Raw genomic sequence first — 26,857 nt, forward strand, 5'->3', positions numbered from 1 at the left:
GCATTAGACGCCTAAAGGGGTAGCAAAAGCTACCCCTTTAGGCGTTTTTCACTTTCTGCTTTCAAGGCTTCTATGAATGTTTGCCATTCCGGTCTCCCTTGTTCAGCAGGCGGCAAATCGATGTAGTTTTCATTCAGAATTTGTGCTTTTTCGCTGTTCCAAAAATGCTCAAACAGTGGGTTCATTCGCTGCTCCTTTCTGTATGGCTGAGTTGAATAAGGGAAAGCAATTCATCATCATTTAATTCTGTTAAAAACGCAGGTGTCTGCAGAACCCCTTCAGCAAGCGCTTTTTTTCCATTGATAAGCTGATCAATTCGTTCTTCGACAGTGCCAGCCGTCAGCAGTTTGTATACTTGGACAGGCTTAGTCTGACCGATCCTGTAAGCACGGTCTGTTGCTTGGTTTTCAACAGCCGGGTTCCACCACCGGTCGTAGTGAATCACGTTTGTTGCTTTTGTTAAGTTTAAGCCGACGCCCCCTGCTTTCAACGACAAGACAAATGCGGCCGCATGTGGATCGTGTTGAAATTGGTCAATGGCCATACGCCGTTGGCTACGGGATAGGCCACCGTGTAAAAAAGGTACAGACATCCCGTAACGTGCCTGCAATTCTTGGCTAATCAATTTGCCCATCTCTTTATACTGCGTAAAGATCAAGACACTCTCGCCTTTTGAGAAAATGCTGGCGACAATGTCGAGGAAAGCATCCCATTTCCCTGATTGATGCCCGGCTATATCCCCGTCTTTATAAAATTGAGCGGGGTGATTGCAAATTTGTTTCATCCGTGTAATGGCGCGCAGGATCATTGCTTTCCGTTCCAAATTAGCGACTGTGGCGAGGCGTTCTGACACATCTTCCACTACTGCTTGGTAAAGGGCAGCTTGTTCCAGGGAAAGGGGGACAGACTCGGTCGTTTCCCGCTTGTTTGGCAATTGTAGTCCAGTAGCAGGGTCGTTTTTCGTACGGCGCAACAAAAACGGACGTATTAACGTTTGTAACGCTTGTTGTTTCGTTTCATCATGGTCTCGCTCAATCGGGCGTATATAGGCTTTGTGAAAGCCGGCAAATGAGCCGAGCAACGATGGATTGAGCAAGTCCATCAATGACCACAATTCTTGAAGCCGGTTTTCAATCGGCGTTCCTGTTAAAGCAATGCGGTGTGTAGCCGACAGCTGGCGGATCGCTTGCCGCTGTTTTGTGTTTTTGTTTTTTATATGTTGAGCTTCATCCAAAATCAGGCCATTCCAGTGGACACTTTTGAAAAAGCGAGCATCCCTTAACGCGAGAGCATATGAAGTTAGAACGAGATCTACTTCGGCCAGCCTTGCGTCTCCTTTTTCGAGGCGATCTTGGCCGTGGTGGATGAACACCTTTAAGCTCGGCGCAAATCTTTTACATTCGTCGGCCCAGTTGTAAAGCAACGAAGTTGGGCAGATGAGGAGGAATGGCGCTGTTTGTTGCTCCGTTTGCTGTTCTTGGACATATAACATATAGGCGATTGTTTGAATCGACTTGCCTAAGCCCATATCGTCGGCTAAACAGCCGCCAAAGCCAACTTTGCGCAAATGGGAAAGCCAATCAAGCCCTTGTTTTTGGTAAGGCCTTAACGCGCCTTTTAAGGCGGAAGGCATTGTTACCGGTTCAGGCTGCTGCTTATAGAGCGCCGTCAGCCTCTCTTCTAGCTCGTCTGTCCATTCTAGCTGAAATGGAACAGTGGCAAGGGCTTCGGGGACATCTTGTGTTTTCGTGATTTTCCAAGCATCCAAATAAGTAAAACGGCTATTGATATCTTCGAGATAGGCTTTAAGTTGCTTTGCTAACGTTGGGTCCCAAGCTAGCCACTGGCCGTTTACATAAAGAAATGGTTTGTTTTCTTGTACATATTGGTTAAACGTTTCCTCTGTAACGGCTTGCCCGCCAATGGAGACTGTGTATTGGAAGTTCGCTAAATCTTGCCAGTTTAAAACGGGGTCTGCCCCGTTTTGTGCATTTTGGTGATCGCCAATCAGGCGAACGCTTAATGGACTTCGCTCTTTAAGCCATTTTGGCACGATCAATTGGATGCCCATTTCAGCAAGTTGCCTGTCGTAAGTGGTAAAGAGCTGATACGCTTCTTCAGCGCTCATCGTCTTTGTAGGAGCTCCCAGCGACAGGCCTGCTAGTAGCGGAATGTGCTTCGATATTAGCAAAACATCGCTTTTTAACCGTGAGACAGGGTTTGTCCGCCAAGGATGACTGCCAGCCATCAGCTGTTCCATGCCTACTAATGTTTCTGGACGGTTGCGGTCAGCTACAGATAAAGAGACAGACCAGCTTTCCTTTGGGGATGGTGGATCGTGTAAAACAAGAGCTGTTTGAAACGGCTCCGCCCTTTTAAGGCCCAGCTGTTCTGCAAACAATGTGCTTGGCGGTGAAACTGTCTTCGAGCGGCCTGTTTCCAATGAATGCAAAAAAGGCACCATTTCCTGGGGAACGGCTTGTTTCCAAGCAGCAAAGGCAGCAGAGACGTTGTCAGCAGAAAGGAGGGAACGGACGGCCTCATCAATGAGCGTTTTCAGCAATGTGGTTGTGTGGTGCTCGAGTTCGTCGGTTTGTCTATCGCTGTCGGCCATTTGACTTGAGCGCAAAGAAAGAGCTGCTTTAGGCAGACTGGCAAAACAGTCTTTATACCAAGCGTCATTAATTGTTAATTTCCATAACCCGTCTTGTCCTGGCACGACAAGGCCTGCTCGTATAAATCCATAAATGCTTTCTACAATGGCAAGCCATGCTGAAAAGTCCGCCCCTAGGCAAAGGGGTTCTTTCTGTTTCCATGTCTGAAAAACAGGGAAATAAGCGATAAATTGTTTTATGGATAACGTGATTCCTTCGACTGGAAATGGATAGGCGTCCCAACCTTCATTCGCTTGGTAAATCGTTGCCTCCCCCGCAGGTGATTGAAACAGGCGATTGTGGAGTGGGGCGTCCAGTAAAGCACGATCTGTCTCAATAAATGTGCCGTAAAAGGAATCAGGATCTTCTTGAAAAAGAAGCAGTTTCAATTCAAATGGCGGAACCAAAAAAGGATACATAAACCCATTTTGTCCAGTTCCTTTTCCTTGCGGTTGTTCGCCCCATAGAAAAAAACGACTGTCAATCCAGCCTCCATGGATCCAAATGCTACTGCTTTTCAAGATGATTCAACTCCTCAATGAATGCCCTGTACGTTTTGTACACTTTTTTCAATTTCCCGATATACTCCGTATAACGCACATGTTGGCCAAGCACCTGGTACAATTCTTTTAAGCGAATGACATATTCAGCTGCTGCCACATAATGTTTTCTAGACCGTTTTTCCACCAGCCTGACGATAAATTGGTGATAAACAGGAAGAGCCAGTTCTGGACGGTTCGTTGCAAGCGCCTCAAGGAGCTTGATTTTTGGCGGTTGCAATGACAGTGGGTTTTTTTCATACAACAAAAAATAATCACGCGCTTGATCAAAATAGCGGTAACGGTTTAAAAGCTGTACGTAAACGATTCGCGTTGCCTCGTTATAAAGGCGTTCTTCCAGCTTAGGCAATAGGTACGCAAGCACAGATGATACTTGCTCTTGTCCCATTGCTGCTACAAGCTGTTCAAACCGTGTAAACATCGGAGCCTGGAGCCAGCGGTCCCACGTTCCGTAATGAACGGAAGTGGCTGGCTGCAAGGCAGTTTCAGACTCATCCGCATACCGCTGAAGCGAACCAAGGTGGCTTTTCTGATCCGGGAATAGCTGGCTTAGCCAATGCTGAATTTGCCGATGGCGCCCCCGTTTGGCCAGAAGCATAAAGTGGTCCTCTACATCGTAAGTAGCGAGGTTGTTTGTCGCCACTAAAAACTGCAATGCTTGCAATTCCTTGCCAATAAACAAATAAAAATAGCTGGCTGCTAAGCGAACTTGTTTTGCTGCATCGCCAAAACGCGTTTTGGCAAAGGACTGCTCAATCGCTTCAAGGGAAGCAGCAGAAAAAACAGGCAAGCTGGCTTGCAACAGTTTTGGCCATGGGGACTGGCCGTCTTTCAAGCTAGCTTTAAGTTGTTTGACGACCTCTTTCCCATATAGACGTTCTTCTTTGGTGGCGCTAAGTTGTTTCAAGTAGGCGAGCAAATAACCATGAATGGATTCGAAAAAGTGGTCTATGCGCCGTTCGCACGCTTGCAAGCGCCCTTCTGTTTGCGCCTCGGCATAGATCGTCTTGATAAACAACATATAGCCGCGCCAATGGGGTTCAACAGTGGCTTCGACGCTTCGCTTTGCTTCAAGGGCAAGCACTTCTATATGGGCAGGTGAAAAATACCTTGAAGAAACAAGCTTCCGGTATGTCGTTGAAAGCGTAGGGCCAAGTTGCATAGCAAGTGAATCTTGAAGATGTTGATTCACGCTGTCACCTCATTCACAAAAACAGTATCCCTTTATTTTACTTCTTTTGGCGGAGAAAAAAAAGTGGTGTTGCAAGTGAGCGGGGGGAAGAGGCACGAAAAAGGCTTGTCCACGTTCAATTTCGCCCCCGTAAAAAAGCAAGCACGTTGGTTGGTGCTTGCAAAAAGCGGCTACTTGTTTAAGAGCTGCTCAATTTGCGTTCGGCGGTTTACAAGTTTTTTTAACCGCTGTTTGTGGGTGGAAATACGAGGGGCATCTTTAGCTTCTATTGCTTCAAACAATTCCATTAACACATAGTCGATTTCCAAGTTTAGCATATTATAAAGCGTACGCGGGCCAAGCGCTTTGCCATCATCTTTGTATTGAACCATCGAACCGTTTTTATTCATCATGATTTTCTCACTCCCGTCAATTTCAATCATGGATTCAACATCCCCGCCATTATAAGACGTAATATAGAGTGGTCCTTTGCTGGTTCGTTTGACAATCCCATTTCCTTTTTCTGATTGCAACAGGTTTTCCAGAGCGTCTGAAAGCACATCATCATACACATACAACACTTTTGCTTGCATTGTTAAAAATTCGTCATTGCGGATGAAGGGAAGTTCGTGTGTCAATTCCCCAAGCTCTACTGTCAAATAAATCGTTTTGGCGTCATAGCGCCAAAAAAGTGCATAGTGCTGGCCCATCATGCGTTTAATAAATTGATGGAGGGCCGCTTTGGACAGATTGATTGAAAGTTCTTGAAATTCGATCGGCGTAAAGGAATCACGCATGATTCAAGCACTCCTTTTTCGACCTCAGGGCATCTTTTCGAGATTGCTTTATCCTATGTAAAAAAGCGAAAAAAAAGAAGCAAAACGCCCAGGTTCGAAAAAAATAGGCGTTTTGCTCCCCTTTAGAAGCGAAAGCTGTACCGCTTCGATACAACATCGTAAAAGCCAAGAGAGTTGTATAATGCTTTCGTCGCTTCATTATTCATGCCAGTTTCTAATTCAATGCCTTTAATTTTGTGTTGCTCCGCCCAATAAATAATGCGCAACAATAGTTTTTTAGCAATACCTTGGTTCCGGTACGCTTCTTCTACATACAATTCATTCAACCAAATGTACTTTCCGCCTTTTTGAAAGCTCGTCAACGTGTTAAAAAAGGCAAATGCCACTGCTTTCCCTTCTAGTCTTGCGATAAAAAAATAGACGTGTGAATCAGGGTGCAGCGCTTCCTCCAAAATTTTTTCAATTTGTGACAATGCTTTTTTACCGGCAATCGCATGGAGCTGTTTTTCAAACAGGCTAGTCAACTCCCGCTTCGTTGTCTCTGTAGTCGTGTCTGAAGTTAATTCCAAAATTTCAATCATGCCTCATCCCCTCCCGGCAACAAGTTTATAAATGGAGCACCTTTTCCAAATAGCAGGCGATGCCGTCCTTTTCATTTGTCTCAGTCACGTAGTCAGCAACCGCTTTAATTTCGTCGATGGCATTGCCCATCGCGACGCCGTGACCAGCATATTCAATCATTTCATAGTCATTCTCTTCGTCGCCAAAGGCAATGACGTTTCCTTGGTCAATTCCGTAATCGTTGGCGATTCTTTCGAGAGCGGTTGCTTTCGTCACATTGCGTGGGGCGATTTCTAAAATACGCGTTTCGCCTTTCCACCAGCGTTGCAGTGTTGTTTCCGTTCCCGTCTCTTGCAAGGTGTCGTGAAGGACATTGACTTTTTCGGGCTTCGGTTCAATAAGAATAGCAGTTGGTGCTTCTTTCACGAGTGCATGTAGTTCTCCTGTCCCAGCAGGTTCAATGCCGTCGGTTAGAAACTCTGCAAAAAAGCCAGCTTGTTTTTTCATATAAAACGTGTCGCCGATTTCCACCATCATATTAAAGACGCCGATGGTTTCACATCGTTTGATTAACTCCTTGCTATAAGCAAGTGGGATCGATTCTAGTATCCTTGGATAATGAGCGTCTAAGGGGTGGTGAACCGAAGCGCCATTAAAATTGATGATCGGCGTCGTTAGCTGTAGTTCTTGATAATAACGTTTGCTTGCCCGGTAAGGGCGGCCGGTCGCAATCGCGATAACATGTCCCTGCTCTTTTGCTTTCATAAGCGCTGTTTTTGTCCGCGGCGAAATCTCTTGGTTTTTAAGCAGCAATGTGCCGTCTAAATCAAGAGCGATTAAATGTCTTTTAGCCATATTGAAGTCCTTTCTACAAATGGTCACAAAAAGCGATCCTCATCCCAGTGCAGCAGCCCGTAACGTATGCTATAGTTATAGAAGCGAACAATTGCGAAAGGAGAAAGCTTTGTATGGAAATGCTGTTGACGGAACTTGGATTCCGCGCTTTATGGACACCTGAATTGATTATTGCTCTCATCGGCGTTGCTTTGATATATAGCTGGTTTTTCAGGAGGACAAACGCTGGACCAAAACGAAAGCCACTCTTCTTTTTCCTCGGATTGGCAGCGCTTTACTTAGGGTGGGGCAGTCCTCTTTATGTAACGGGGCATGTGATGATGACACTGCATATGTTACAAATGGTATTTGCTTATTTTATCGCTGTCCCGCTTTTGTTGCTAGGCATTCCACAAGCGTGGTACGAGGCGGTTCGCTCAAAACTTGCTTTTAAGCCGCTTCGGCTGGTTTGGAATCCAATTTGTGCACTGCTTTTGTTTAATGGATTGTTTTCATTTTACCACGTTCCAGCAATGTTTGATATGCTCATGCAGTCGCCAGTGTTGCATAGTTTGTATGAATGGGTATTGCTTTTCACTGCGGCCCTGATGTGGTGGTTTATCTTATCACCGTTGCCAAGCTCGTACAAGCTCCCCGATTTGCGGAGGATTTTTTACATATTTGCAAACGGCTTATTGATTACTCCTGCTTGTGCATTGATCATTTTTGCTCCATCCGCTATGTATGCCACATACACAGACCCTCTTGTGTGGGCAAATGTAATGGCTTATTGTTTGCCTGGCGGGGCCGGGCCAGAACTGATGTTGTCGGCATTTGGAACCCCTGAGTCCCTTTCTATTTTTGAAGCGCGAATTGATCAGCAGCTTGCTGGTGTGTTAATGAAAATTTTCCAAGAGATCGTTTACGGAATCGCAATTGGCTATGTATTTAAGCAGTGGCTGAAAAAAGAAAAATTGCAAGACGGCGAACTGACGATTAGCGATGTGCCTCATTCATAAAACAGCTTAACAGCTGTTTTTTCTTTTTAGTAAAATAAAATAAAAATACAGTTGAATTTATTTTTATTCAATCATATAATTAAACACATCCATAAAAAAGAACGGAACCGGCTAAAGGGAGTGGGACAATGGAAGTTGGCATTATAGGCGCGACAGGTTATAGCGGTCTTGAATTGATTCGTCTGTTGAAAAACCATCCTCATGTAACAAATATTATGCTGTATTCATCTTCGCAAAGTGGGGAAACGATCAACCGTTTGTATCCCCATTTACAAAACGAAGAATGGAAGCCGTTAAAAGAAATCGACTTAAAAAAGATTTCCGCTGAAATCGATGTGATGTTTTTAGCGACTCCTCCAGGTGTGTCCGCAGAGTGGAGTGGTCCGTTGCTTGAGGCCGGGCTGTCTGTGATTGACTTAAGTGGCGATTTGCGTTTGAGCGACCGGAGCGTTTATGAGAAATGGTATAAGCGCTCATCTGCAAAGGAGGGGCTTATAGAGCAGGCCATTTACGGTTTAAGCGAGTGGAACAAATCAACCATTAAAACTGCGAAATTGATTGCCAATCCTGGCTGTTTTCCAACGGCGGCGCTTTTAGCGCTCATACCGCTTATTCAAGCTGGTGCAATTGAGCGTGATTCGATTGTTATCGATGCAAAGTCGGGGACGTCGGGAGCTGGCAAATCGCCTACTTCGATGACGCATTTTAGTGAAACAAATGAGAATTTTAAGATCTATCAAGTTGCATCTCATAAACATACGCCAGAGATTGAGCAGCAATTGGCAAAATGGGGAGCGCAGCCACCACTGTCTTTTCAACCTCATCTCGTCCCAATGGTAAGGGGGATTATGGCGACCATTTACGCCAAGGCGGCAAAACCCCTCAGCAATGAGTGGTTAACCGACTGCTATAACAGTGCTTATGATAATGCTCCTTTTGTACGAATAAAAGAAAATGGAACGTTTCCGGCGACAAAACATGTCTTTGGCAGCAATTATTGCGATATTGGCTTTTGTTATGACGAGAGGACGGGACGTGTCATTGTTGCTTCTGTCATTGATAATCTTATGAAAGGAGCCGCTGGCCAGGCGGTTCAAAATTTCAATCTAATGCACGGATTTGACGAAACAGCAGGGCTTGAGGCCGTGCCAATGTATCCATAATGGGGAGTGGCGAGATGTTAACCAAACAGACAACAGGGCAAGCATGGAAGCAAATCAAAGGGTCGATTACCGATGTAAAAGGGTTCACGACAGCAGGCGCCCATTGTGGGCTAAAAAGAAAACGATTAGACATTGGCGCGATTTTCTGTGACGTGCCAGCCAATGCTGCTGGTGTATTTACGCTAAACCAAATTCAGGCAGCTCCGCTTAAAGTAACGAAGGAAAGCCTTGCTCATAGCAGCGGCAAACTGCAAGCAGTGCTTGTTAACAGTGGAAATGCCAATGCATGTACAGGGGCGTCAGGACTCGTGGATGCCTATGAAATGCGGGCACTGGCAGCAGCAAAATTTGCGGTTCCAGAAGAGGCGGTTGCTGTTACTTCCACAGGCGTGATCGGGGAAAAAATGCCGATGGAAAAAGTGCGCTCTGGAATTGAGGACCTGGTCCTGTCCAAGGAGTCGACTCCGTTTGCAGAAGCAATTTTGACAACGGATACTGGAACGAAAGAAGTATGTGTGGAAGTAGTGATTGATCAAAAGACAGTACGGATTGCCGGTGTTGCCAAAGGATCAGGCATGATTCATCCAAATATGGCGACAATGCTTGGTTTTATTACAACTGATGCGAATGTCGAGCCTGCCGCATTAAAACGGGCGCTAGCCAAGGCCACGGATGAGACGTTCAACCGTATTACTGTAGACGGGGACACGTCAACAAATGACATGGTTCTTGTGCTCGCTTCTGGTCTTGCCGATAATCAACCTTTAGATGAAACGCACCCTGAATGGGCGAATTTTTATGGCGCTTTGTCTGCATGCGCAGAAAGTTTGGCAAAAAAAATTGCCAAAGACGGAGAAGGAGCGACGAAATTAATCGAAGTTCAAGTAACTGGGGCTGTTAGTGATGAAGAAGCAGGCAAAGTCGCTAAAGCGATTGTTGGATCGGACTTAGTGAAAACGGCTGTTTACGGCAAAGACGGCAACTGGGGCCGAATCATTTGTGCTATTGGCTATAGCGGCTGCACGCTTGACCCGGACACGATCGACATCGCGATTGGCCCTTACGAAACGCTTGTGCAAAGTGAACCTGTTGTTGTAGACGATACCGCTATTAGCAAGTATATGGAAGCCGAAACGATCGTCATCAAGGCTGATCTCCACCAAGGGCAAGGCGTCGGCAAAGCATGGGGCTGTGACTTAACATACGATTACGTCCGCATCAATGCAGGATACCGGACATAAGGAGGCGCCTTATGGCAACAGTGGTAATCAAAATAGGGGGAAGCACCCTTGAAGCGTTAGAGGAAGGATTTTATAAGGGAGTTGTTAAACGGGCTAGCCTAGGCGACAAGATCATGATTGTTCACGGGGGCGGGCCAGCGATTAACAATCTCTTACAAGCGATGGCGGTAGAATCACAGTTTGTGAACGGCTTGCGTAAAACAACGGCAGGAGTATTAACAGCCGCAGAAGCAGCCTTATCCGGGCAAATCAACAAACAGCTCGTCCGCTCTCTTTATCGGGCAGGCGGGAAAGCCGTTGGCTTATCCGGCAGTGACGGACATTTATTGAAAACAACTCCAATTGACGCCGACAAACTAGGGTTTGTCGGCGCGGTCGAGTCCGTGAACATTGACTTGCTTTTCAATGTTGCTAAAGCTGGCTACATACCGGTTATTGCACCGATTGGGATGGATGAAAACTATCAATCGTACAACATCAATGCAGATACTGCGGCTGCTGCGGTCGCTAAAGCGAGCAAAGCGGAGGAGCTCGTATTCGTCACTGATGTAGACGGTGTCCAAAAAGACGGGAAAGTCATTGAGGAAATGGATGAGGTTTTGGCCAAGCGCTATATAGAAGAGGGCGTTATCTATGGAGGAATGGTGCCAAAAGTGAACGCATGTTTAGACAGTTTAAGCGGGGCATTGACGAAAGCACGGATTGTCAGCGGCAAAAAGGCGTATCACCCTTCCGCAGGGACGGCGATTGTCAAACCAAGTAACGTCCTTACATCGGGCGCTTAAAGAAAGGAAGAGCAATGGTGAGCTATTTATTCCCAACCTATTCTAAAAAAAGCCTCTGTATTAAGGAAGGACGAGGGGCATGGCTGCAAACAGAAGACGGAAAAGATTATCTTGATTTTATGGCCGGCATTGCCGTTTGCAATTTGGGGCACCGCCACCCTAAAGTCGTAGCGGCGCTCCATCAGCAAGTCGACCGCCTTTGGCACGCATCGAACCTCTTTCACTATGATGTCCAGGAAGAGGCGGCAAGGCAATTGGTACAGGCAAGTGCATGTGATTATGTGTTTTTCACGAACAGCGGCACAGAAGCGAATGAAGCGGCGATTAAGCTAGCCCGCAAAGCGACTGGAAAAAACCATATTGTATCGATGAAACAATCTTTCCATGGCCGGACACTTGGAAGCATGGCCGCAACAGGGCAAGACGGGATTAAAAGCGGTTTCGGGCCAATGCTGCAGTCCTTTTCGTATGCTCAGTTTAACGATATGGCTTCCTTGCATGAAGCGGTCACCGATGAAACAGCAGCGATTATGGTAGAAATCGTTCAAGGCGAGGGAGGCGTCCATGTCATGACAGCGTCTTTTGCCGAAGCGATGGTGGCCCTTTGCAAGGAACAGAATTTGCTGCTCATTGTCGATGAGATTCAAACGGGCATGGGACGTACCGGCAAACTGTTTGCCTATGAACATTACGGCCTTGAGCCAGATATCGTGACTGTTGCGAAAGGGCTAGGCAACGGCTTTCCAATTGGAGCGATGCTTGGCAAGGCGTCTTTAAAAGAAGCGTTTGGCATAGGCAGCCACGGTTCTACGTTTGGCGGCAACCCTTTAGCAGCTGCAACGGCAATAGCGGTCTTAGCCGAATTAAGCGCAGACGGCTTCTTGCCAGAAGTGGAAGAGAAGGCGGAGCGTTTTGTTGCTTACTTAAAAGGGGAGCTAAGTGGCATTGCAATCGTTAAAGACATACGCCACAAAGGTTTTTTGATTGGCATTGAAACAGCGATACCGGCACTGGATTTAATTGCAGCGTGTGAGCAACAAGGTTTGCTGCTGCTTCCTGCAGGCAGTCATGTGACACGGCTGTTGCCGCCGCTTACCGTGTCTGAAAGCGAATGGCGCCAAGCTGTGGCGATCATCAAACAAGCGGCAACGATCTATGAACGAGAGAACAGCTTTTCCTCTTAAAAAAAGAGGGATTGCTGCGCATATGAATGAATTTTTATAACTTATATAGAATAAATATGAATTTTGGGGTGGTGAGCGGATGAAAGGCTCGATCGTATTGGAAACGGGAGAAACATTTGTAGGTAACTGGCATGGTGAACCTAAGCAAGTCGAAGGCGAAATTGTCTTCTTTACTGGCATGACAGGTTATCAAGAAGTGATAACCGATCCGTCATTTAAAGGACAAATCGTCGTGTTTACGTACCCGTTAATCGGAAATTATGGCGTTAATGAGAGTGATTTTGAAAGCAGCAAGCCGCAAGTCGAAGGCGTCATTGTTTGCGAAGCTGCCAGTGACCCATCACATTGGAAAATGAAAAAAAGCGTTGTCGACTATTTAAGTGAACACCGCATTCCTTATATGTCAGGGGTAGATACACGGGCAATTGTGAAACGAATTCGCCAACATGGAGACATGCGTGCAGTATTAACGACTGATTCCCGAAATGCCAATGTCCAGGAGACGAGGCTTTTGTCTGATAAGTTTGTTGTTGCCGATGTGAGCGTCACAGAACCCGTCGTTTACAACGCCACAGGCACAACCCACATTGCCGTACTAGACTATGGCTGTAAACAATCAATCATCCGTTCACTTGTCAAAAAAGGTGCGAAAGTGACGCAGCTGCCATACAACACAGATTTTGCTGTGCTCGAAGCACTCAAACCGGACGGTGTCCTCCTCTCAAATGGACCTGGAAATCCAAAGCAGCTGCAAGCATTGTTGCCAGACATTAAAAAGGTAGCGGAAACGTTTCCGACGTTAGGAATCTGCTTAGGCCACCAGTTGCTTGCATTGGCCTATGGAGGGGATACACAAAAGCTCCGATTCGGCCATCGCGGCGCAAACCAGCCGGTGCTTGACAGCTGCACAGGGCGTGTGTGTATGACGTCGCAAAACCATAGTTATGTAGTGACGGAAGAATCGCTTGCTTCATCGATCCTTGAGCCTCGTTTTTACAACATTAATGATCGATCGATAGAAGGCCTCGTTCATCCGAAACGGCCAGTAATGAGCATCCAGTTTCATCCGGAAGCAAGCCCAGGTCCAGTCGATTCGACTGAAATTTTTGATGCGTTTTTGGCGCCGCTTTTAAGCAAAGGGAGAGATCACCAATATGCGTAAACCACACATCAAGACGGTCCTTGTCATTGGTTCAGGGCCAATTGTCATCGGCCAGGCAGCAGAATTTGATTATTCCGGCACGCAAGGTTGCTTAGCGTTAAAAGAAGAAGGCATCCGTGTGGTGTTGTTAAACCCAAACCCAGCAACGGTCATGACCGATGATTCATGTGCGGATACGGTGTATTTTGAGCCGTTGTCGGTGGAGACGGTTGTCAACATTTTCAAGAGGGAGAAACCTGACGGGCTGTTGGCGACGCTAGGTGGGCAAACAGGTTTAAATCTCGCCTTGAAGCTTCATGAACAAGGCTTGCTCGCTGCCTATGGCGTCGAACTGCTAGGCACGCCAATTGAATCGATCCAAAAAGGGGAAGACCGTGAGCAATTTCGGGCTTTAATGCATCAATTAAACGAGCCGGTGCCTGATAGTGAAATTGTCCATAGTGCGTCTGAAGCGCTTCGCTTTGCTGAACAAGCTGGCTACCCGATCATTGTCCGTCCAGCTTATACGCTTGGTGGGGCAGGGGGCGGAATTGCCGATTGTGAAAAAGAGTTGAAAGCAATCGTAGAAAATGGCCTTGCCCAAAGCCCGATTAGCCAATGTTTGATTGAAAAAAGCATCGCTGGCTTTAAAGAAATTGAATATGAAGTGATGCGTGATGAAAACGACACGTGCATTACGGTTTGTAACATGGAGAACATTGATCCTGTCGGCATTCATACCGGCGATTCCATTGTCGTAGCGCCATCGCAAACTCTTACCGACAAAGACTATCAAATGCTCCGTGCCGCGTCTTTAAAAATAATTCGCGCTTTAGGGATCATTGGCGGCTGCAATATTCAATTTGCCCTTGACCCGAACAGCGACCGTTACTATTTAATCGAAGTCAACCCTCGTGTCAGCAGGTCGTCGGCACTTGCTTCAAAAGCAACTGGCTATCCGATCGCGCGGATGGCGGCAAAACTGTCAATTGGCTACTATTTACATGAATTGAAAAATCCGGTGACTGGCTATACATACGCCAGTTTTGAACCTAGCTTGGATTACTGCATTGTCAAATTCCCGCGCTGGCCATTTGATAAATTTTTTACCGCTAACCGCAAGCTTGGTACGCAAATGAAAGCAACTGGTGAAGTGATGGCGATTGAACGTTCATTTGAAGCAGCTGTCCAAAAAGCGATTCGCTCCTTGGAAATTGATGTAGCCGGCTTGGAAATGCCGGTGCTCAGCGGCAGTGGGGAAAAGGAGCTTTGGCAGCACGTCCTCCAAGCGGACGACGCTAGGTTATTTGCGCTATTTGAACTCTTGCGCCGTGGTGAAACGTGTGCCAACCTCCATGAGAAAACAAACATAGATATGTTTTTCTTGAAGAAGTTTGAAAAGCTGGTGCACTTAGAAAAAGAAACAAAGCAGCTATCGCTCGAATTCATTTCAAAAGAAGCGCTGCATCAGTTAAAAATCGCAGGTTTTTCGGATGAAGCGATCGCCCGTTACTTAGGGGCGCCAAAGGAAAAAGTGACAGCGAAACGGATCGATTGGGGAATAAAGCCAGCTTATAAAATGGTTGACACATGCGCTGCTGAATTTGAAGCGGCAACTCCTTATTTTTATTCGAGTTATTGCGGAGAAAACGAAGCCATGCCGAGTGCGCAAAAAAAGGTGCTCATTATCGGCTCAGGACCAATCCGGATCGGCCAAGGGATTGAGTTTGATTATTGTTCAGTTCATGGCGCTAAAGCCGTTCGCAAACAAGGCTATGAAGCAATCATTATGAATAACAATCCTGAAACGGTAAGCACCGATTATGCCACCGCAGATAGACTATACTTTGAGCCACTCTCTTTTGAAGATGTATACGCCGTTTGCGCGTTGGAACAGCCAGAAGGCGTCATTGTTACATTAGGCGGGCAAACAGGAATTAAATTAGTGCAGGAGCTTGAGGAAGCTGGCCTCCCTGTGCTTGGCGTATCTGCTGATACGATTGACATGCTTGAAGACAGAGAACGTTTTTATTCATTTATGAACAACATTGGCGTCCCCCATATTCCTGGCGAAACAGCCAATGATTTGGAAGACGCCTGCTGCCGTGCTAAGGCAACGGACTATCCAGTACTTCTTCGCCCTTCTTATGTGATTGGTGGGCAAGGGATGGCGCTTGTTTCTAGTGAAACGGAACTGACTTCTTATTTACAAAACCATGAGTACAGCGGGTTGTTTCCATTATTGATTGACCATTTTATTGAAGGGATTGAAGTCGATGTCGATGTATTAACCGACGGCAAATCAATCCGAATAGCCGGCATGTTTGAACATGTTGAAAAAGCGGGTGTCCATTCAGGCGACAGTACAGCCGTTACACCGCCCCATACTTTATCGGCGTCTATGTTGGCCCAATTGGAAGAAGCGGCGAAAAAAATAGCGACTGGCATTCACTTTCGTGGCCTCTTTAATATTCAATTTGTTGTTGCCGGCGACCGCTATTATGTGATTGAAGTCAATCCTCGGGCATCACGGACAGTACCGCTGCTTGCCAAAATTTACGGGGAGCCATTTGTCGAACAAGCAGTGAAGCTTATGCTAGGCTGTTCCATTAATGAGCTGGATCCACCGAAAAAACAAGGCGATTTTGTTGCCGTAAAAGCGCCGGTATTTTCATACAGCAAGCTAGCAGGGCTCGATCCACTTCTTGGCGCGGAAATGAAGTCGACTGGAGAGCTGCTCATGATTGGTGAAAGTGTAGAAGAAGCGTTTGCCAAAGTGTTTGCTCCTTTTGAAGAACCAATCTCTTTGTATAAACCAAGAGAAGAGAAATCGGTTTTTGTGGATCTTGCGGATGAGCATAAGCACGATTTTTCTGAGATTTTGCAGAAACTGGAACAAGTAGGGTGTACGTTAGTAAAAGACGATTTTGCCAAGTGGCTAGAAAGCCCCCATGCGTGTGCGTTAATCAGCGTGCCGCCTCTTGGGAAGCGTAACGGAGCAAATATGCGAATGGCGGCACTGGCCAAACAATTGACCGTGATCTCAGCAAAAGAGACGGCCACAGCAATGCTTGCTTATTTTGAGCAATCGAAAAAAAGCTGCAAGCCAATCCAAGAATGGCATCGCTTGCGAAAAACGGAAATGGCAGGGGAGACGAATTAATATGGAGACGGTAAAAACAAAGTTGACAGGGAAACACTTGCTCACGTTGCTTGACTTTACGCCAACGGAAGTAGCTCAGCTGTTAGAAGAGGCTAAGGCGTTAAAAGCAGCCTTGAAAAAAGGAGAGCCTCACGCTCTTCTTGCCGGCAAGTCGCTTGGGATGATTTTTGAAAATGCTTCAACGCGTACACGCGTTTCCTTTGAAGTTGGAATGACGCAATTGGGCGGGCATGCCCTCTTTCTAAGCAGCCGAGATTTGCAAATCGGCAGAGGAGAACCGGTGAAAGACACGGCCAATGTGCTTTCTCGTTATGTAGATGCAATTATGATCCGCACGAATTCCCATAAGAAAGTGGCCGAATTTGCAAAGCATTCTTCTGTGCCGGTTATTAACGCCTTAACAGATGCTTTTCATCCTTGTCAGGCACTGGCAGACGCATTGACCATCATTGAGCATAAAGGCACATTGGCTGGAAAGAAACTTGTCTATATTGGCGACGGCAACAATGTTGCTCATTCCCTTCTTGCTGTAGGCGCCAAAACGGGTATGGATGTCACAGTTGCAAGTCCGGAAGGTTATGAAGTCGATCGAGCGATTTTTGCTAAAGCGCAAGAAGCCGCTTTGCAAACAGGTGCCAAGCTGGTGAGCACAAATGACCCTGAAGCAGCTGTGGCAGACGCTGATGTTCTTTATACGGACGTTTGGGCAAGCATGGGCTACGAGCAAGAGCAAACGAGCAGAGCAGAGGCGCTAGCTCCTTACCAAGTCAATCATAAGTTGGCAAAGGGAGCCAAAAACGATTATCTGTTCTTGCATTGCTTGCCTGCCCACCGAGGCGAAGAAGTAACAGCAGACGTCATTGATGGCCCCCATTCAGCCATTTATGACCAAGCAGAAAACCGCCTTCATGTACAAAAAGCAATTTTGGCTGCCCTTATCCGTTAATCGCACATATTTCAAGGACCAGTATGATTACTGGTCCTTGAGGTTGTCGACAAAGTCGATAACCGCCCTCAGACTGATAGAAAACGCTTGTCAGACGAGAAGTGCAGCCGAGGGAAGATGCGAATAGAACGGGGGTTCATGAGCATATGAGTGAGGCAAACGACGAAGTATGCGAGCGTTTGTCTACAGTCTGTAGGACCAGTATGATTACTGGTCCTTTTGCCGCTTAGCTCCTACAAAGAAAAGGCAATTTCTTGTTTTCAGCCTGCTCTTTTTTCCCATCTTGCACATAGAATAGAATAACGACGAATAAAAGCAGGAGAGATAAAGAATGCCCGTCTATGTTCGCTATATTGACCTTAGTGGGTATACGTACAGTTATAGCTTGCCAGAGCGTCCAAATGGGTATGCGGTGTTTGTGATGGCGGACGATGACTCTCCTTATAAAGAAAAGGCACGTGTGCTTGCAAACAGCTTGATTGAAAAAGGTTACATGGTATTAACAGCCTTCCACCTAAAAGCACATTGGGGTTCGCCAAAAGCGGTTGCTCATGCCAGACAGGTTATTTCCCTTTTCCTAAAACAAGAAACGGTGAATAAACGGATTTTTATTTGTGCTGAAGGGGCGAGTGCCCTAATTGCCAAACAACTACTAGCGGATGCAACCCTTGAAGTGAGGGCTGCTGCTTTAATCAAGCCAGTGTTGTCATTAGAAGCGGCCCTTCAAGCAATCAATAAAGACGAATTGGCTGGCAAACGTTTTTTAAAGGAAGTCAAAGCAGCATACGAGATAAATGGACAAATCGATGTCGCATATTTGCGGGCTCTTGACCAGCAGCAGCGTTTAATCGATCGCAACCGCCCACTTGCGGCAACACGTATTTATCAATTATTTTCTGAAGCAACAGCACAACCGACCAACCTTTCAAGCGCCCAATATGCAGACTATTACTTTTTAGCTTCTTTACAAAACCCAGCTGAATTAAGCAAGCAAATGGCTTCCTTTTTTGCTTCTTTCCATTGAAAGTTCGAGGATGATAACGAAATTAGTAACGATAAGGAAAGGGGAGACAAGGACGGTGAAGCATGTCAAAATTGCAGGAGGCCTTGGGTTTATTGGCTTTCATTTGGCGCAGAAGTTGCTTGATGAAGGCTGTTTGGTTACGGCGGTTGATTCATTAGAAAATCGTAGTGAGTTAAAACTTGCCTTAGAAATGGAGCTTGGTCGCAATGCCCATTTTACCTTTTTGCAAACAAAGATTGAACAGGCTGATTTTGCCGATGCAGATGTGGTGGTTTATGCAGCCGATAATGAAAATTGGACTGCTTTAGAAGCGGTTTTGCGCCAGTGCCAGCCTGACTGTTTATTTGTGTTTTTGTCAACGACGGATGTTTACGAAAATAGCGGTGAATGGCGGGTACAGCCTGTGAGTGACTATGGGAAAGCGATGTTGGCGCAAGAAGAGAACATTCGCGTGACTTGTGCAGAAACGGGAGTTGCCGCTGTCATTATTCGTTTACCGACTGTTTACGGGCTCCATCAGCCTTATCATTTAAAACTAGGCAGACAGTTCGTATCTTATGAGGACGAAACAGGCAAAACGGAATCCATGCATGATCTTCTTTATATTGACGATGTGATACGCGCTTTAGCTGCAGCGATGGCGATGGACAGCGGGCAGCATACCATTCATTTAGGGAGCGGCACATCCAATCCGTTCGACCGGACAGGGAATAGCAATGGGCTTGATTATCAAAAAGCTCATGAGCTATTAGGCTTTTTTCCACGGACTTCTTTAGCAGAGGGCATGAAAAAATACCAACTTGCCAACGAAGAATGGCAAAGGCAAAAAAAACTGGCTGCGATGTACGAGGAAACAAAGAGCATGGCAGTTAAGCATCCAAACGATCAGTAACAAAGATGACCAAAAAAACGGCAGTTGCATTTTTCACAACTGCCGTTTCTTCGTGTTTTACTCGGTCATGCTGTCTTGGTAAAAGGAGTTTTCGTAAAAATGGAGGCCTGGATATTTTTCTTGTGCAGTCCTCATTTGGAATTCATTTTCAAACAAAGCAACAATCCGTCCTTCTCTATCGGTGACGAGGTTGCGCTGTTTCTCTTTAAATCGTTTCATCTCTTCTTCGCCGCCGCTAATCCAACGGGCAAAGGAAAACGGCAACCGTTCCATCTGGATATCGACATTGTATTCAGCGTGGAGACGGTGTTCAAGCACTTCAAATTGGAGCACGCCGACCACGCCGACAATTTGTTGTTCAACGTACTTTTTATAAGTTTTAAATAACTGGATCGCGCCCTCTTCCGTTAATTGTTGCAAGCCTTTTTCATATGATTTGTGCTTTAATGCTTCTTTCACCGTAATGCTTGCGAAGTGCTCTGGTGAGAAATGAGGCATTTCATTAAACTCGAACGGTTCGCCGACGACAAGCGTATCGCCGATTCGAAATGTGCCTGGGTCAAATAAACCGATAATGTCGCCAGCATACGCCTCGTCAACAATGCTGCGGTTTTGTGCTAAAAATTGTGTTGGCTGTGAAAGTTTGAGCGGTTTGTTGGTCCGGACGTGCTTGACGTTCATTCCCCGTTTAAATGTACCAGAAGTGATCCGCAAAAAAGCGACGCGGTCCCGGTGTTTAGCATTCATATTGGCTTGCACTTTAAAAATAAAACCGGAAAAAGGTTCCCGTGAAAGGGGATCAATCGTACCGATGGAGCTCTCCCGCGAAGCCGGAGCTGGAGAAAGCTTTAAAAAATGGTCAAGAAATGTTTGTACGCCAAAACTTGAAATCGCTGAACCGAAAAACACCGGTGTCAGTTCGCCTTTGTCAATCCGTTCTTTGTCATATTCATCACCAGCGACGTCAAGGAGTTCTAGCTCTTCCCGGAACTGCCGGACCAGTTGTTCATCGCCGATTGCCTCATCAAGCTTCGGATCGTCTGGCCCGCTTAGTTGAATCGTATCGATCTCCTTTGGATTGGCAGGGTTGTATAATTCTAGTTTTTGCTGGTGACGGTCATAGACAGCTTTAAAAGATTGGCCCATGCCAATCGGCCAGCCCATTGGGTATGAACGAATGCCAAGTAGATTTTCTAGTTCTTCCATTAATTCAAATGGGTCGCGCCCTTGACGGTCAAGTTTGTTAATGAACGTGAAAATCGGAATATTGCGGAGGCGGCAGACTTTAAAAAGCTTTTTTGTCTGTGCTTCAACTCCTTTGGCAGCGTCAATTAACATCGCGGCAGAATCAGCTGCGGTCAATGTGCGGTACGTATCTTCCGAAAAATCTTCGTGGCCAGGCGTATCCAAAATATTGACATGAAAGCCGTTGTACTGGAATTCAAGCACAGAGCTTGTAACCGAGATGCCACGCTGCTTTTCAATTTCCATCCAATCACTCATTGCATGTTTGCTATTTTTGCGCCCTTTCACTGTCCCTGCTTCACGTATGGCACCGCCAAAAAGAAGCAATTTTTCAGTTAATGTTGTTTTTCCGGCATCGGGGTGGGAGATAATCGCAAAGGTGCGCCTTGCTAAAATTTCTTCTTTTAATGCTGGGTTCATGAATCAACCTCATTTCCAAATCGATTTTTCCATTATAACAAGAAACAGCCCTGCTTTCATCTTCGAAAAGCAAATCGGTCTATCCTTGCCATCGAGCAACCGTTCAGTTATCTTAAAAGAGAATACATAAAAAGGGGTTATTTCAATGGAACAGCACGAAAGAAATTTGAAGTTCATGGAAATCGCCATGAAGCATGTACCTGAAGCGCGGAAATTGCTAGAAGGCAAAGGCATAGAAGTAACAATGGATGAACTGCAGCCGCTGCTAGCATTGTTGCTTCATGTGATGAACGAAGCGTATGAACTTGGGTTAAACGAGCAGGAATGATAAAGGATAACCGGTAAACGCAAAATACGGCACAGGTTTGTGTACAAGCACGACAGAGCGAACTTCAAAGCAGGATGAGATAACGGCTGCGCCCTTGCTGTCACCCCGACGATGAAACAGAGAAGGCTCGATTCGGGAAAACGAAAGGATGGAAGAAATGATCCACCAATGGGTTAAGCATTGATGGATGAAAAGGACATGAGCTAGTCGCCATCTTTCGTTTCTTTTTTGCTTTGCCAAAGTTCTTTGGCTGCGCCAATGACAGGTTTGACTTGTTCAATAATAGGGGAGATTGCCTGAATGAGGGCAATGACTTGGACGAGCTGGCTTGTATTGTCTACTTCACTTGTATTGTTTCCTTCATCGGTCGCTTCTGGCGCTAGTTCTGCTTCTGTTTCTTGTTTGACTGGTTCGCTTTGTCTTGGCGGCCTTGGGCCAAACATCATTGTTGAGAAGAAGTCTTGATCGCTGTTGCGCATATGTGACGCCTCCTTCTGTTCCTTTCGTTTTATATTAGTGTATAGCCATTCGCCGTAATCGTGAGACGGCATGCGCCCGTTCTCGCCCTCATTTAAACAAAAACGTTCTGGACAGCAACAAAAATGGTTGCTAATATTAGGATCAGGTACTAATTTTAAAAACACGTCTTTTAACAGTAGGAAGGGGTAGACGTATGCCAAAGGCAGGAATTTTAGGGCTCGGTCGTTATGTACCGGAAAAACGTGTTACAAACCATGATCTAGAAAAGTTCTTAGATACATCTGACGAATGGATTAAAAGCCGTACTGGGATTGAAGAAAGGCGTTTTGCTGAAGGTGTGGAAACATCCGAAATGGCTTATGAATCGGCGCTTAGCGCTCTAAAAGCTGCAAAGCTTTCAGCAGAAGAGATTGATTTAATTTTGGTGGCGACCGTAACGCCTGACATGGTTTTTCCAACGGTCTCGACAATGATCCAAGACCGCCTTGGTGCAAAGAATGCAGCAGCAATGGATATTAGCGCAGCTTGTGCAGGCTTTATTTATGGTGTGGCTACCGCCCAACAATTTATTGAAACAAGCGCCTATAAGCATGTGCTTGTTGTTGGTGTTGAAAAACTTACAAAATTTGTGAATATGGAAGACCGTAATACCGCCGTTTTGTTTGGCGATGGCGCTGGAGCCGCTGTCATTGGCCCGGTGGCAGAGGATAAAGGCATTCTCGCTTTTGATCTTGGCGCAGACGGTTCAGGCGGCATGCACATTAACAAAAAAGGCCCTTTTATTGAAATGAATGGCAGAGAAGTGTTCAAATTCGCTGTTCGGCAAATGGGGGATGCTTCTTTGCGCGTATTAAGCAAAGCGGGCTTAGGAAAAGAGGATGTCGACTTTCTTGTTCCTCATCAAGCGAATATTCGTATAATGGAAGCCTCTCGTGAACGTTTAGAACTGCCTCGAGAGAAAATGTCCGTAAATGTAAACAAATACGGAAACACTTCGGCTGCTTCGATCCCGATTGCGCTAGTGGAAGAAGTCGAACAAGGAAAAATCAAAGACGGGGACGTCATTGTGCTCGTCGGCTTTGGTGCAGGCCTAGTATGGGGCTCATTGGCGATTCGCTGGGGCCGGTAACGCATGGCCGATATGGAAAAGTAGGATAAAGAAAAGGAGCGATACAAAGTGGAAAAACGACGTGTAGTTGTAACAGGCCTTGGGGCGGTTACACCGCTCGGGCTCGATGCAAAAACATCTTGGGAACAGGCGAAAGCAGGAAAGTCGGGCATTGGCTATTTGACCCGTATAGATGCAGCTGCTTTTCCAATGAAAGTGGCAGCAGAAATTGCTGATTTTGATCCGACTGTTGCGATTGATCGCAAAGAAGTTCGGAAAATGGATCGCTTTACCCAGTTTGCGGTTGTTTCAGCCAAAGAAGCATTAGCGGATGCTGGGCTAGAAATTACACCTGAAAATGCTGATCGCGTTGGCGTTTGGATTGGCTCAGGGATTGGCGGAATGGAAACGTATGAAAATCAATTCCGCATCTTTTTAGAAAAAGGTCAACGCCGCGTTAGCCCCTTTTTCGTGCCGATGATGATTCCAGATATGGCAAGCGGGCAAGTGTCGATCTTTACAGGAGCAAAAGGCCCGAATTCGTGCTCTGTAACGGCGTGCGCATCAGGGACAAATTCAATCGGTGATGCTTTTAAAGTGATACAGCGAGGGAATGCTGACGTCATGATTACAGGTGGAAGTGAAGCTCCTATTACAAATATGGCTGTGGCTGGTTTCTCATCAGCTAAAGCCATTACAACAAGCGATGACCCGGCAACGGCTTCGAGGCCATTTGATGCCAACCGCAGCGGCTTTGTTATGGGTGAAGGAGCAGGCATATTAATTTTGGAAAGCTTAGAGTCTGCAAAAGCGAGAGGTGCCCACATTTATGCGGAAATTGTCGGCTATGGCTCAACAGGGGACGCCTTCCACGTCACCAGTCCTGCTCCCGAAGGTGAAGGAGGAGCGCGCAGCATGCAGGCAGCGATCGACGACGCCGGTCTAGCTCCTGAAGAGGTTAGCTACATTAATGCCCATGGAACAAGCACAGAGCTAAATGATCCTTATGAAACAAAGGCAATAAAAACCGTATTTGGCGAGCACGCCTATAAACTGGCAATAAGTTCAACGAAATCAATGACAGGGCACCTGCTTGGAGCGGCTGGAGCAGTGGAAGCCATTTTCTCAGTGAAAGCAATTGACGAAGACATCATCCCGCCAACGATTAACTTGGAAACGCCAGACCCTGAGTGCGACTTAGATTATGTGCCTAACGAAGCGAGACAAGCACCTGTCCATGTTGCTTTAAGCAACTCACTCGGCTTTGGCGGCCACAACGCCTCACTCGTATTTAAAAAATGGGTTGAATAACAAACACCGATTGGACAGTCGAGTGAAGCCGAGTGAAAATAGGTTCATGCGTATAGAAGTGAGGCAAACGGCAGCATATGCGAGCGTTTGTCTATAATCTAAAAAGAGGCTGGTGATCACCAGCCTCTTTGTTTATGTTTTTTCAGCAATCCAAGCTAGCGCTTGGTCTTTTGTATCAATACGCCCGTCAAGCTGTAGGCATTCGATTTCGAGCAACCATTGTGAAAACGAAGGCCCTGGTCGGTAACCCGCTTTAAGCAAATCAGCCCCTGTCAAAAGTGGCTCAAGCTGTCTACGTTTTTCGGCATAACGACGTAAGAGCGGGCTGAGCGGAAATTCGGCCTCGCTATAAAAGCGAACGATTTCGCTTGAAATTTGCGCTAAGTCGCGATGCGCTTCTCCGATTGAGGAGGTTGCCGACATTTGTTGCCAAATTGGCAAGCTTGCTTCCTCCGTTAAGCGTTTCTCTTGCTTGGTTAGCGCGTAACGACTTGCAACGTCAAGACGATCGCAATCGACAGCGCCAGCCAGCAAAAAGAACATGCCATCATTCAAACCATGTTGCTGCAAGTTGGCCAAATGCTGCCAGGCTCGTTTGGAGAAAGGGGAACCAAACAACGTTGTCCATACATGGAGGTCTGCCAATTGGCGAAAGCCTTCAAGCAGAACGCCTTCATTAGCTAGCAAATCAAGCTCCTGCCGCAAGCGTTTGGCACTAATGTGGTGCAGAGCAGCACCTGTTTTAGTTGCTTGGTGCAGTGTCTCGAAGGAGAGGCTGAAGTTTAGGCGCAGGCCAAAACGGACAGCGCGGAAAAGCCTGGTCGGGTCTTCTATGAAACTGAGTGGATGGAGAATGCGAATGTGTTTGTCGATAAGCGCTTGTTTTCCCTGAAACACATCGAGCACGTTCCCGAACGAGGATCGATTGATTTGGATCGCCATCGCATTTATAGAGAAATCCCGCCTTGCTAGGTCTTCGTAAATCGAAGCCGGGCGGACGGTAGGCAATGCCCCTTTTTGCAAATAAAACTCTTTTCTACACGTCACAATGTCCATTTCTTGTTCGTTGACCCACGTAGCAGTGCCAAACGACTCATGGCTGCGCACGCTCCCCCCAAATGCGGTTGCCAGCTGCTTAGCAAAGGCAATTCCATCCCCTTCAATGACCAAGTCAATATCTTTGTGTGGGCGCTTCAACAAAAAGTCGCGCACAAGGCCGCCAACTAAATAGACAGGTACTTGGAGTTCGTCGGCGAAAGCGCCAATCTTTTGCAAAAAGGAAAATGTTTGCTTACCAAAATAAGACGCGAGCTCAGAAGGGGCAACGGCATGCTTATTCGGGTAAAGCAAACGGACGATGTCTGTTCGAGTCACAATGCCAATCGGTTCGTTGTTGTCGCCAACAACAGGGAGACGGCCGACCTGATTATAAGCAAGGTGGGCACAAGCGGCATCAATTGAATCGTTTGCCCGAAGCGTGGTGATGGGCGCACTCATCACTTCGGTGACTTGTGCTTCTCCCATGCCAAACTGGCGTGCCTTGGCGAGGTCCATACGCGTAATAACGCCTGCTAGTGCCCCAGTCTCATCGACAACGGGAAAACCGCTATGTCCTGAACGAAGCAGCGTTTGCCACACTTCATCAACCAATTGGGATGCTTGTACAGTTACAACAGGCTTACTCATTACAGAAGCGATTTTTTCAGCCATTGGCGTCTGTTGCAAATAGTCGTTGACTACGCGCAAATCAGCGCCTTTCTCAAGTAAGTAGGCACAGGCATCGGCATCACTAGCCGTTGTTGAAGGGAGCGTTAAATGATTGGTGCTGCTATATAAACCTAGAGCAAAAAGCGTGGCTTCTATAGCCGTTACCGGAATTTGTTTTCGTTTTATCTCATAAATGAGGAAAGTGATCGGCACTCCTCTTTTAGTCGCTTTGATTGTTCGCCAAAAATTCGTCTTAGCAGCGGAAGCGGGCAACGAGCGATAAAGGCTTTCCTGCTTTTCATCTTCCCAATCGACAAATACAATTTCATCTACTTCGTTCCATGAAAGCTCGCCATCGTGCTGAAAGGAAAAATCAGTTTTATAGTCATCCAAAAATCGTTTGACAGCATGTTGGTAAATAGGTGGGAGCACAGCAATGGCACCTGGATGAAATTTTTTGGCCGCCGCAAGAATAGCAAGGCCATGAAAATCAAGATTGTTGAGGCTGACAATCGCTTTCATATAAGCCGCCTCCTTTTGCTTTGTTCTCTTCTCTAGTAGTATACCAAAAAAGCAGCGGCCTAAGACGCTGCTTTTTAACAGAAGTAATCCATGGCCAGCCCTTCTCCACCGGCCATTAGGTTTATGTTTGTTGGTGGGGAAGCTTGTTTGAAAGCGTTGGCTAGAATGGCCGCCTCGTCAGAAGTAAGAAACGGTCTCCTCGTTGACGCTGTTTTTGTGAATAACCCGTGTTTGCTTAACTGATCGTTTAGACGATGATAAAAACGAGCTGTTTTAAAATGGCAAGACAGAGAGAATACCCAGTCGCTCACGCGCTCTTCTGCTTGTTTAGCTACGTGCGTCATTTTGGTTGCTTTTGTATAACGTAGCGCGTGGCCGTAAGCGAGCAGACTATTTGCAGACGTATCGCTTGTTGTTTTTTCAGTTGATGCGACCCGCTTAAGCGGTGCTACCACTGCGGCATAGTTTGGTTGGACGCCTCTATTGATATCAAGAGCCGTCACACGATCCAGTCGAAGCCCTTTTTCCATACAGACCACTCCTTTATAACCGTTATTCCCTGTTATACGCTATTTGAATCAACGATAGCACAGCAAGCGCA

23 protein-coding genes are annotated in these 26,857 nt (G+C 46.4%); 13 read left to right on the top strand and 10 right to left on the bottom strand.

The features are described from left to right. Positions 1–29 precede the first annotated feature (29 nt). The 6 genes from BC8716_RS22335 to BC8716_RS14865 form a co-directional block, all read right to left on the bottom strand. On the bottom strand, positions 30–185 hold the full coding sequence (locus BC8716_RS22335; protein WP_157730452.1) for a hypothetical protein: 156 nt from the start codon (positions 183–185) through the stop codon (positions 30–32). After that, positions 182–3,175, bottom strand: coding sequence for a DEAD/DEAH box helicase (locus tag BC8716_RS14845; protein WP_094426888.1), 2,994 nt, complete (start codon positions 3,173–3,175; stop codon positions 182–184). The genes BC8716_RS22335 and BC8716_RS14845 overlap by 4 nt, the downstream gene beginning before the upstream one ends. Next, positions 3,162–4,406 carry a hypothetical protein gene (locus tag BC8716_RS14850; protein WP_094426891.1) on the bottom strand — a complete coding sequence of 415 codons (1,245 nt, stop codon included), beginning with the start codon at positions 4,404–4,406 and terminating at the stop codon, positions 3,162–3,164. The genes BC8716_RS14845 and BC8716_RS14850 overlap by 14 nt, the downstream gene beginning before the upstream one ends. 170 nt (positions 4,407–4,576) lie before the next feature. Beyond that, positions 4,577–5,182, bottom strand: a complete 606-nt coding sequence (locus BC8716_RS14855; RefSeq protein WP_094426893.1) for a YkzI domain-containing protein — start codon at positions 5,180–5,182, stop codon at positions 4,577–4,579. Positions 5,183–5,304: 122 nt separating this feature from the next. Then, complete coding sequence (locus BC8716_RS14860; protein WP_011247404.1) at positions 5,305–5,763, bottom strand: GNAT family N-acetyltransferase; 459 nt, start codon at positions 5,761–5,763, stop codon at positions 5,305–5,307. 25 nt (positions 5,764–5,788) lie between these two features. After that, positions 5,789–6,598: a Cof-type HAD-IIB family hydrolase gene (locus BC8716_RS14865; RefSeq protein WP_094426895.1), complete on the bottom strand. Its 810-nt coding sequence runs from the start codon at positions 6,596–6,598 to the stop codon at positions 5,789–5,791. 113 nt (positions 6,599–6,711) lie between these two features. On the opposite strand from BC8716_RS14865, the gene ctaG reads away from it, so the two are divergent. From ctaG to BC8716_RS14915, 10 genes are all read left to right on the top strand, one after another. Then, positions 6,712–7,596: a cytochrome c oxidase assembly factor CtaG gene (gene ctaG, locus BC8716_RS14870; RefSeq protein WP_094426897.1), complete on the top strand. Its 885-nt coding sequence runs from the start codon at positions 6,712–6,714 to the stop codon at positions 7,594–7,596. A 128-nt stretch (positions 7,597–7,724) separates the two neighbouring features. After that, entirely contained in the window at positions 7,725–8,759 is a 1,035-nt protein-coding gene (gene argC, locus BC8716_RS14875; RefSeq protein WP_094426899.1) for an N-acetyl-gamma-glutamyl-phosphate reductase, read from the top strand. A 14-nt stretch (positions 8,760–8,773) separates the two neighbouring features. Further along, the gene (gene argJ / locus BC8716_RS14880; protein ID WP_094426901.1) at positions 8,774–10,000 is read left to right on the top strand and encodes a bifunctional glutamate N-acetyltransferase/amino-acid acetyltransferase ArgJ; all 1,227 of its coding nucleotides are present in this window, start codon (positions 8,774–8,776) and stop codon (positions 9,998–10,000) included. A gap of 11 nt (positions 10,001–10,011) precedes the next feature. Then, positions 10,012–10,785: an acetylglutamate kinase gene (gene argB / locus BC8716_RS14885; RefSeq protein WP_094426903.1), complete on the top strand. Its 774-nt coding sequence runs from the start codon at positions 10,012–10,014 to the stop codon at positions 10,783–10,785. Positions 10,786–10,802: 17 nt separating this feature from the next. Then, positions 10,803–11,969, top strand: coding sequence for an acetylornithine transaminase (argD, locus tag BC8716_RS14890; protein ID WP_094426906.1), 1,167 nt, complete (start codon positions 10,803–10,805; stop codon positions 11,967–11,969). 79 nt (positions 11,970–12,048) lie between these two features. Next, complete coding sequence (locus tag BC8716_RS14895; protein WP_011247397.1) at positions 12,049–13,131, top strand: carbamoyl phosphate synthase small subunit; 1,083 nt, start codon at positions 12,049–12,051, stop codon at positions 13,129–13,131. Then, positions 13,124–16,273, top strand: coding sequence for a carbamoyl-phosphate synthase (glutamine-hydrolyzing) large subunit (gene carB / locus BC8716_RS14900; protein WP_094426908.1), 3,150 nt, complete (start codon positions 13,124–13,126; stop codon positions 16,271–16,273). Before BC8716_RS14895 ends, carB begins: the two co-directional genes overlap by 8 nt. A gap of 1 nt (position 16,274) precedes the next feature. Continuing rightward, on the top strand, positions 16,275–17,219 hold the full coding sequence (gene argF / locus BC8716_RS14905; RefSeq protein WP_094426910.1) for an ornithine carbamoyltransferase: 945 nt from the start codon (positions 16,275–16,277) through the stop codon (positions 17,217–17,219). A 331-nt stretch (positions 17,220–17,550) separates the two neighbouring features. Next, positions 17,551–18,243 (top strand): hypothetical protein, encoded by a 693-nt coding sequence (locus BC8716_RS14910; RefSeq protein ID WP_094426912.1) that lies wholly within the window; start codon positions 17,551–17,553, stop codon positions 18,241–18,243. 55 nt (positions 18,244–18,298) lie between these two features. Then, positions 18,299–19,135 carry an NAD-dependent epimerase/dehydratase family protein gene (locus BC8716_RS14915; protein ID WP_157730453.1) on the top strand — a complete coding sequence of 279 codons (837 nt, stop codon included), beginning with the start codon at positions 18,299–18,301 and terminating at the stop codon, positions 19,133–19,135. 57 nt (positions 19,136–19,192) lie between these two features. On the opposite strand, the gene BC8716_RS14920 is transcribed toward BC8716_RS14915, so the two are convergent. Next, a complete protein-coding gene (locus BC8716_RS14920) occupies positions 19,193–20,800 on the bottom strand; it encodes a peptide chain release factor 3 (RefSeq protein ID WP_094426917.1) in 1,608 nt (535 codons plus the stop codon). Between the two features lie 145 nt (positions 20,801–20,945). Here BC8716_RS14920 and BC8716_RS14925 point away from each other — a divergent pair, with 145 nt between their 5' ends. Then, entirely contained in the window at positions 20,946–21,128 is a 183-nt protein-coding gene (locus BC8716_RS14925) for a ComZ family protein (RefSeq protein WP_094426919.1), read from the top strand. 203 nt (positions 21,129–21,331) lie between these two features. Here BC8716_RS14925 and BC8716_RS14930 read toward each other — a convergent pair whose 3' ends face one another. Beyond that, positions 21,332–21,607 carry a hypothetical protein gene (locus BC8716_RS14930; RefSeq protein WP_094426921.1) on the bottom strand — a complete coding sequence of 92 codons (276 nt, stop codon included), beginning with the start codon at positions 21,605–21,607 and terminating at the stop codon, positions 21,332–21,334. A gap of 194 nt (positions 21,608–21,801) precedes the next feature. Between BC8716_RS14930 and BC8716_RS14935 the strand changes: the two genes are divergently transcribed. Both BC8716_RS14935 and fabF read left to right on the top strand, forming a co-directional pair. Next, a complete protein-coding gene (locus tag BC8716_RS14935) occupies positions 21,802–22,737 on the top strand; it encodes a beta-ketoacyl-ACP synthase III (protein ID WP_094426923.1) in 936 nt (311 codons plus the stop codon). 48 nt (positions 22,738–22,785) lie between these two features. Next, on the top strand, positions 22,786–24,027 hold the full coding sequence (fabF, locus tag BC8716_RS14940) for a beta-ketoacyl-ACP synthase II (RefSeq protein WP_094426925.1): 1,242 nt from the start codon (positions 22,786–22,788) through the stop codon (positions 24,025–24,027). Between the two features lie 132 nt (positions 24,028–24,159). Here fabF and BC8716_RS14945 read toward each other — a convergent pair whose 3' ends face one another. Then, the gene (locus BC8716_RS14945) at positions 24,160–26,256 is read right to left on the bottom strand and encodes a CBS domain-containing protein (protein ID WP_094426928.1); all 2,097 of its coding nucleotides are present in this window, start codon (positions 26,254–26,256) and stop codon (positions 24,160–24,162) included. Positions 26,257–26,330: 74 nt separating this feature from the next. Beyond that, positions 26,331–26,786: a hypothetical protein gene (locus BC8716_RS14950; RefSeq protein ID WP_094426930.1), complete on the bottom strand. Its 456-nt coding sequence runs from the start codon at positions 26,784–26,786 to the stop codon at positions 26,331–26,333. Positions 26,787–26,857 lie beyond the last annotated feature (71 nt).

The sequence above is a fragment of the Shouchella clausii genome, from assembly GCF_002250115.1.
Taxonomy (GTDB): Bacteria; Bacillota; Bacilli; order Bacillales; family Bacillaceae_D; genus Shouchella; species Shouchella clausii.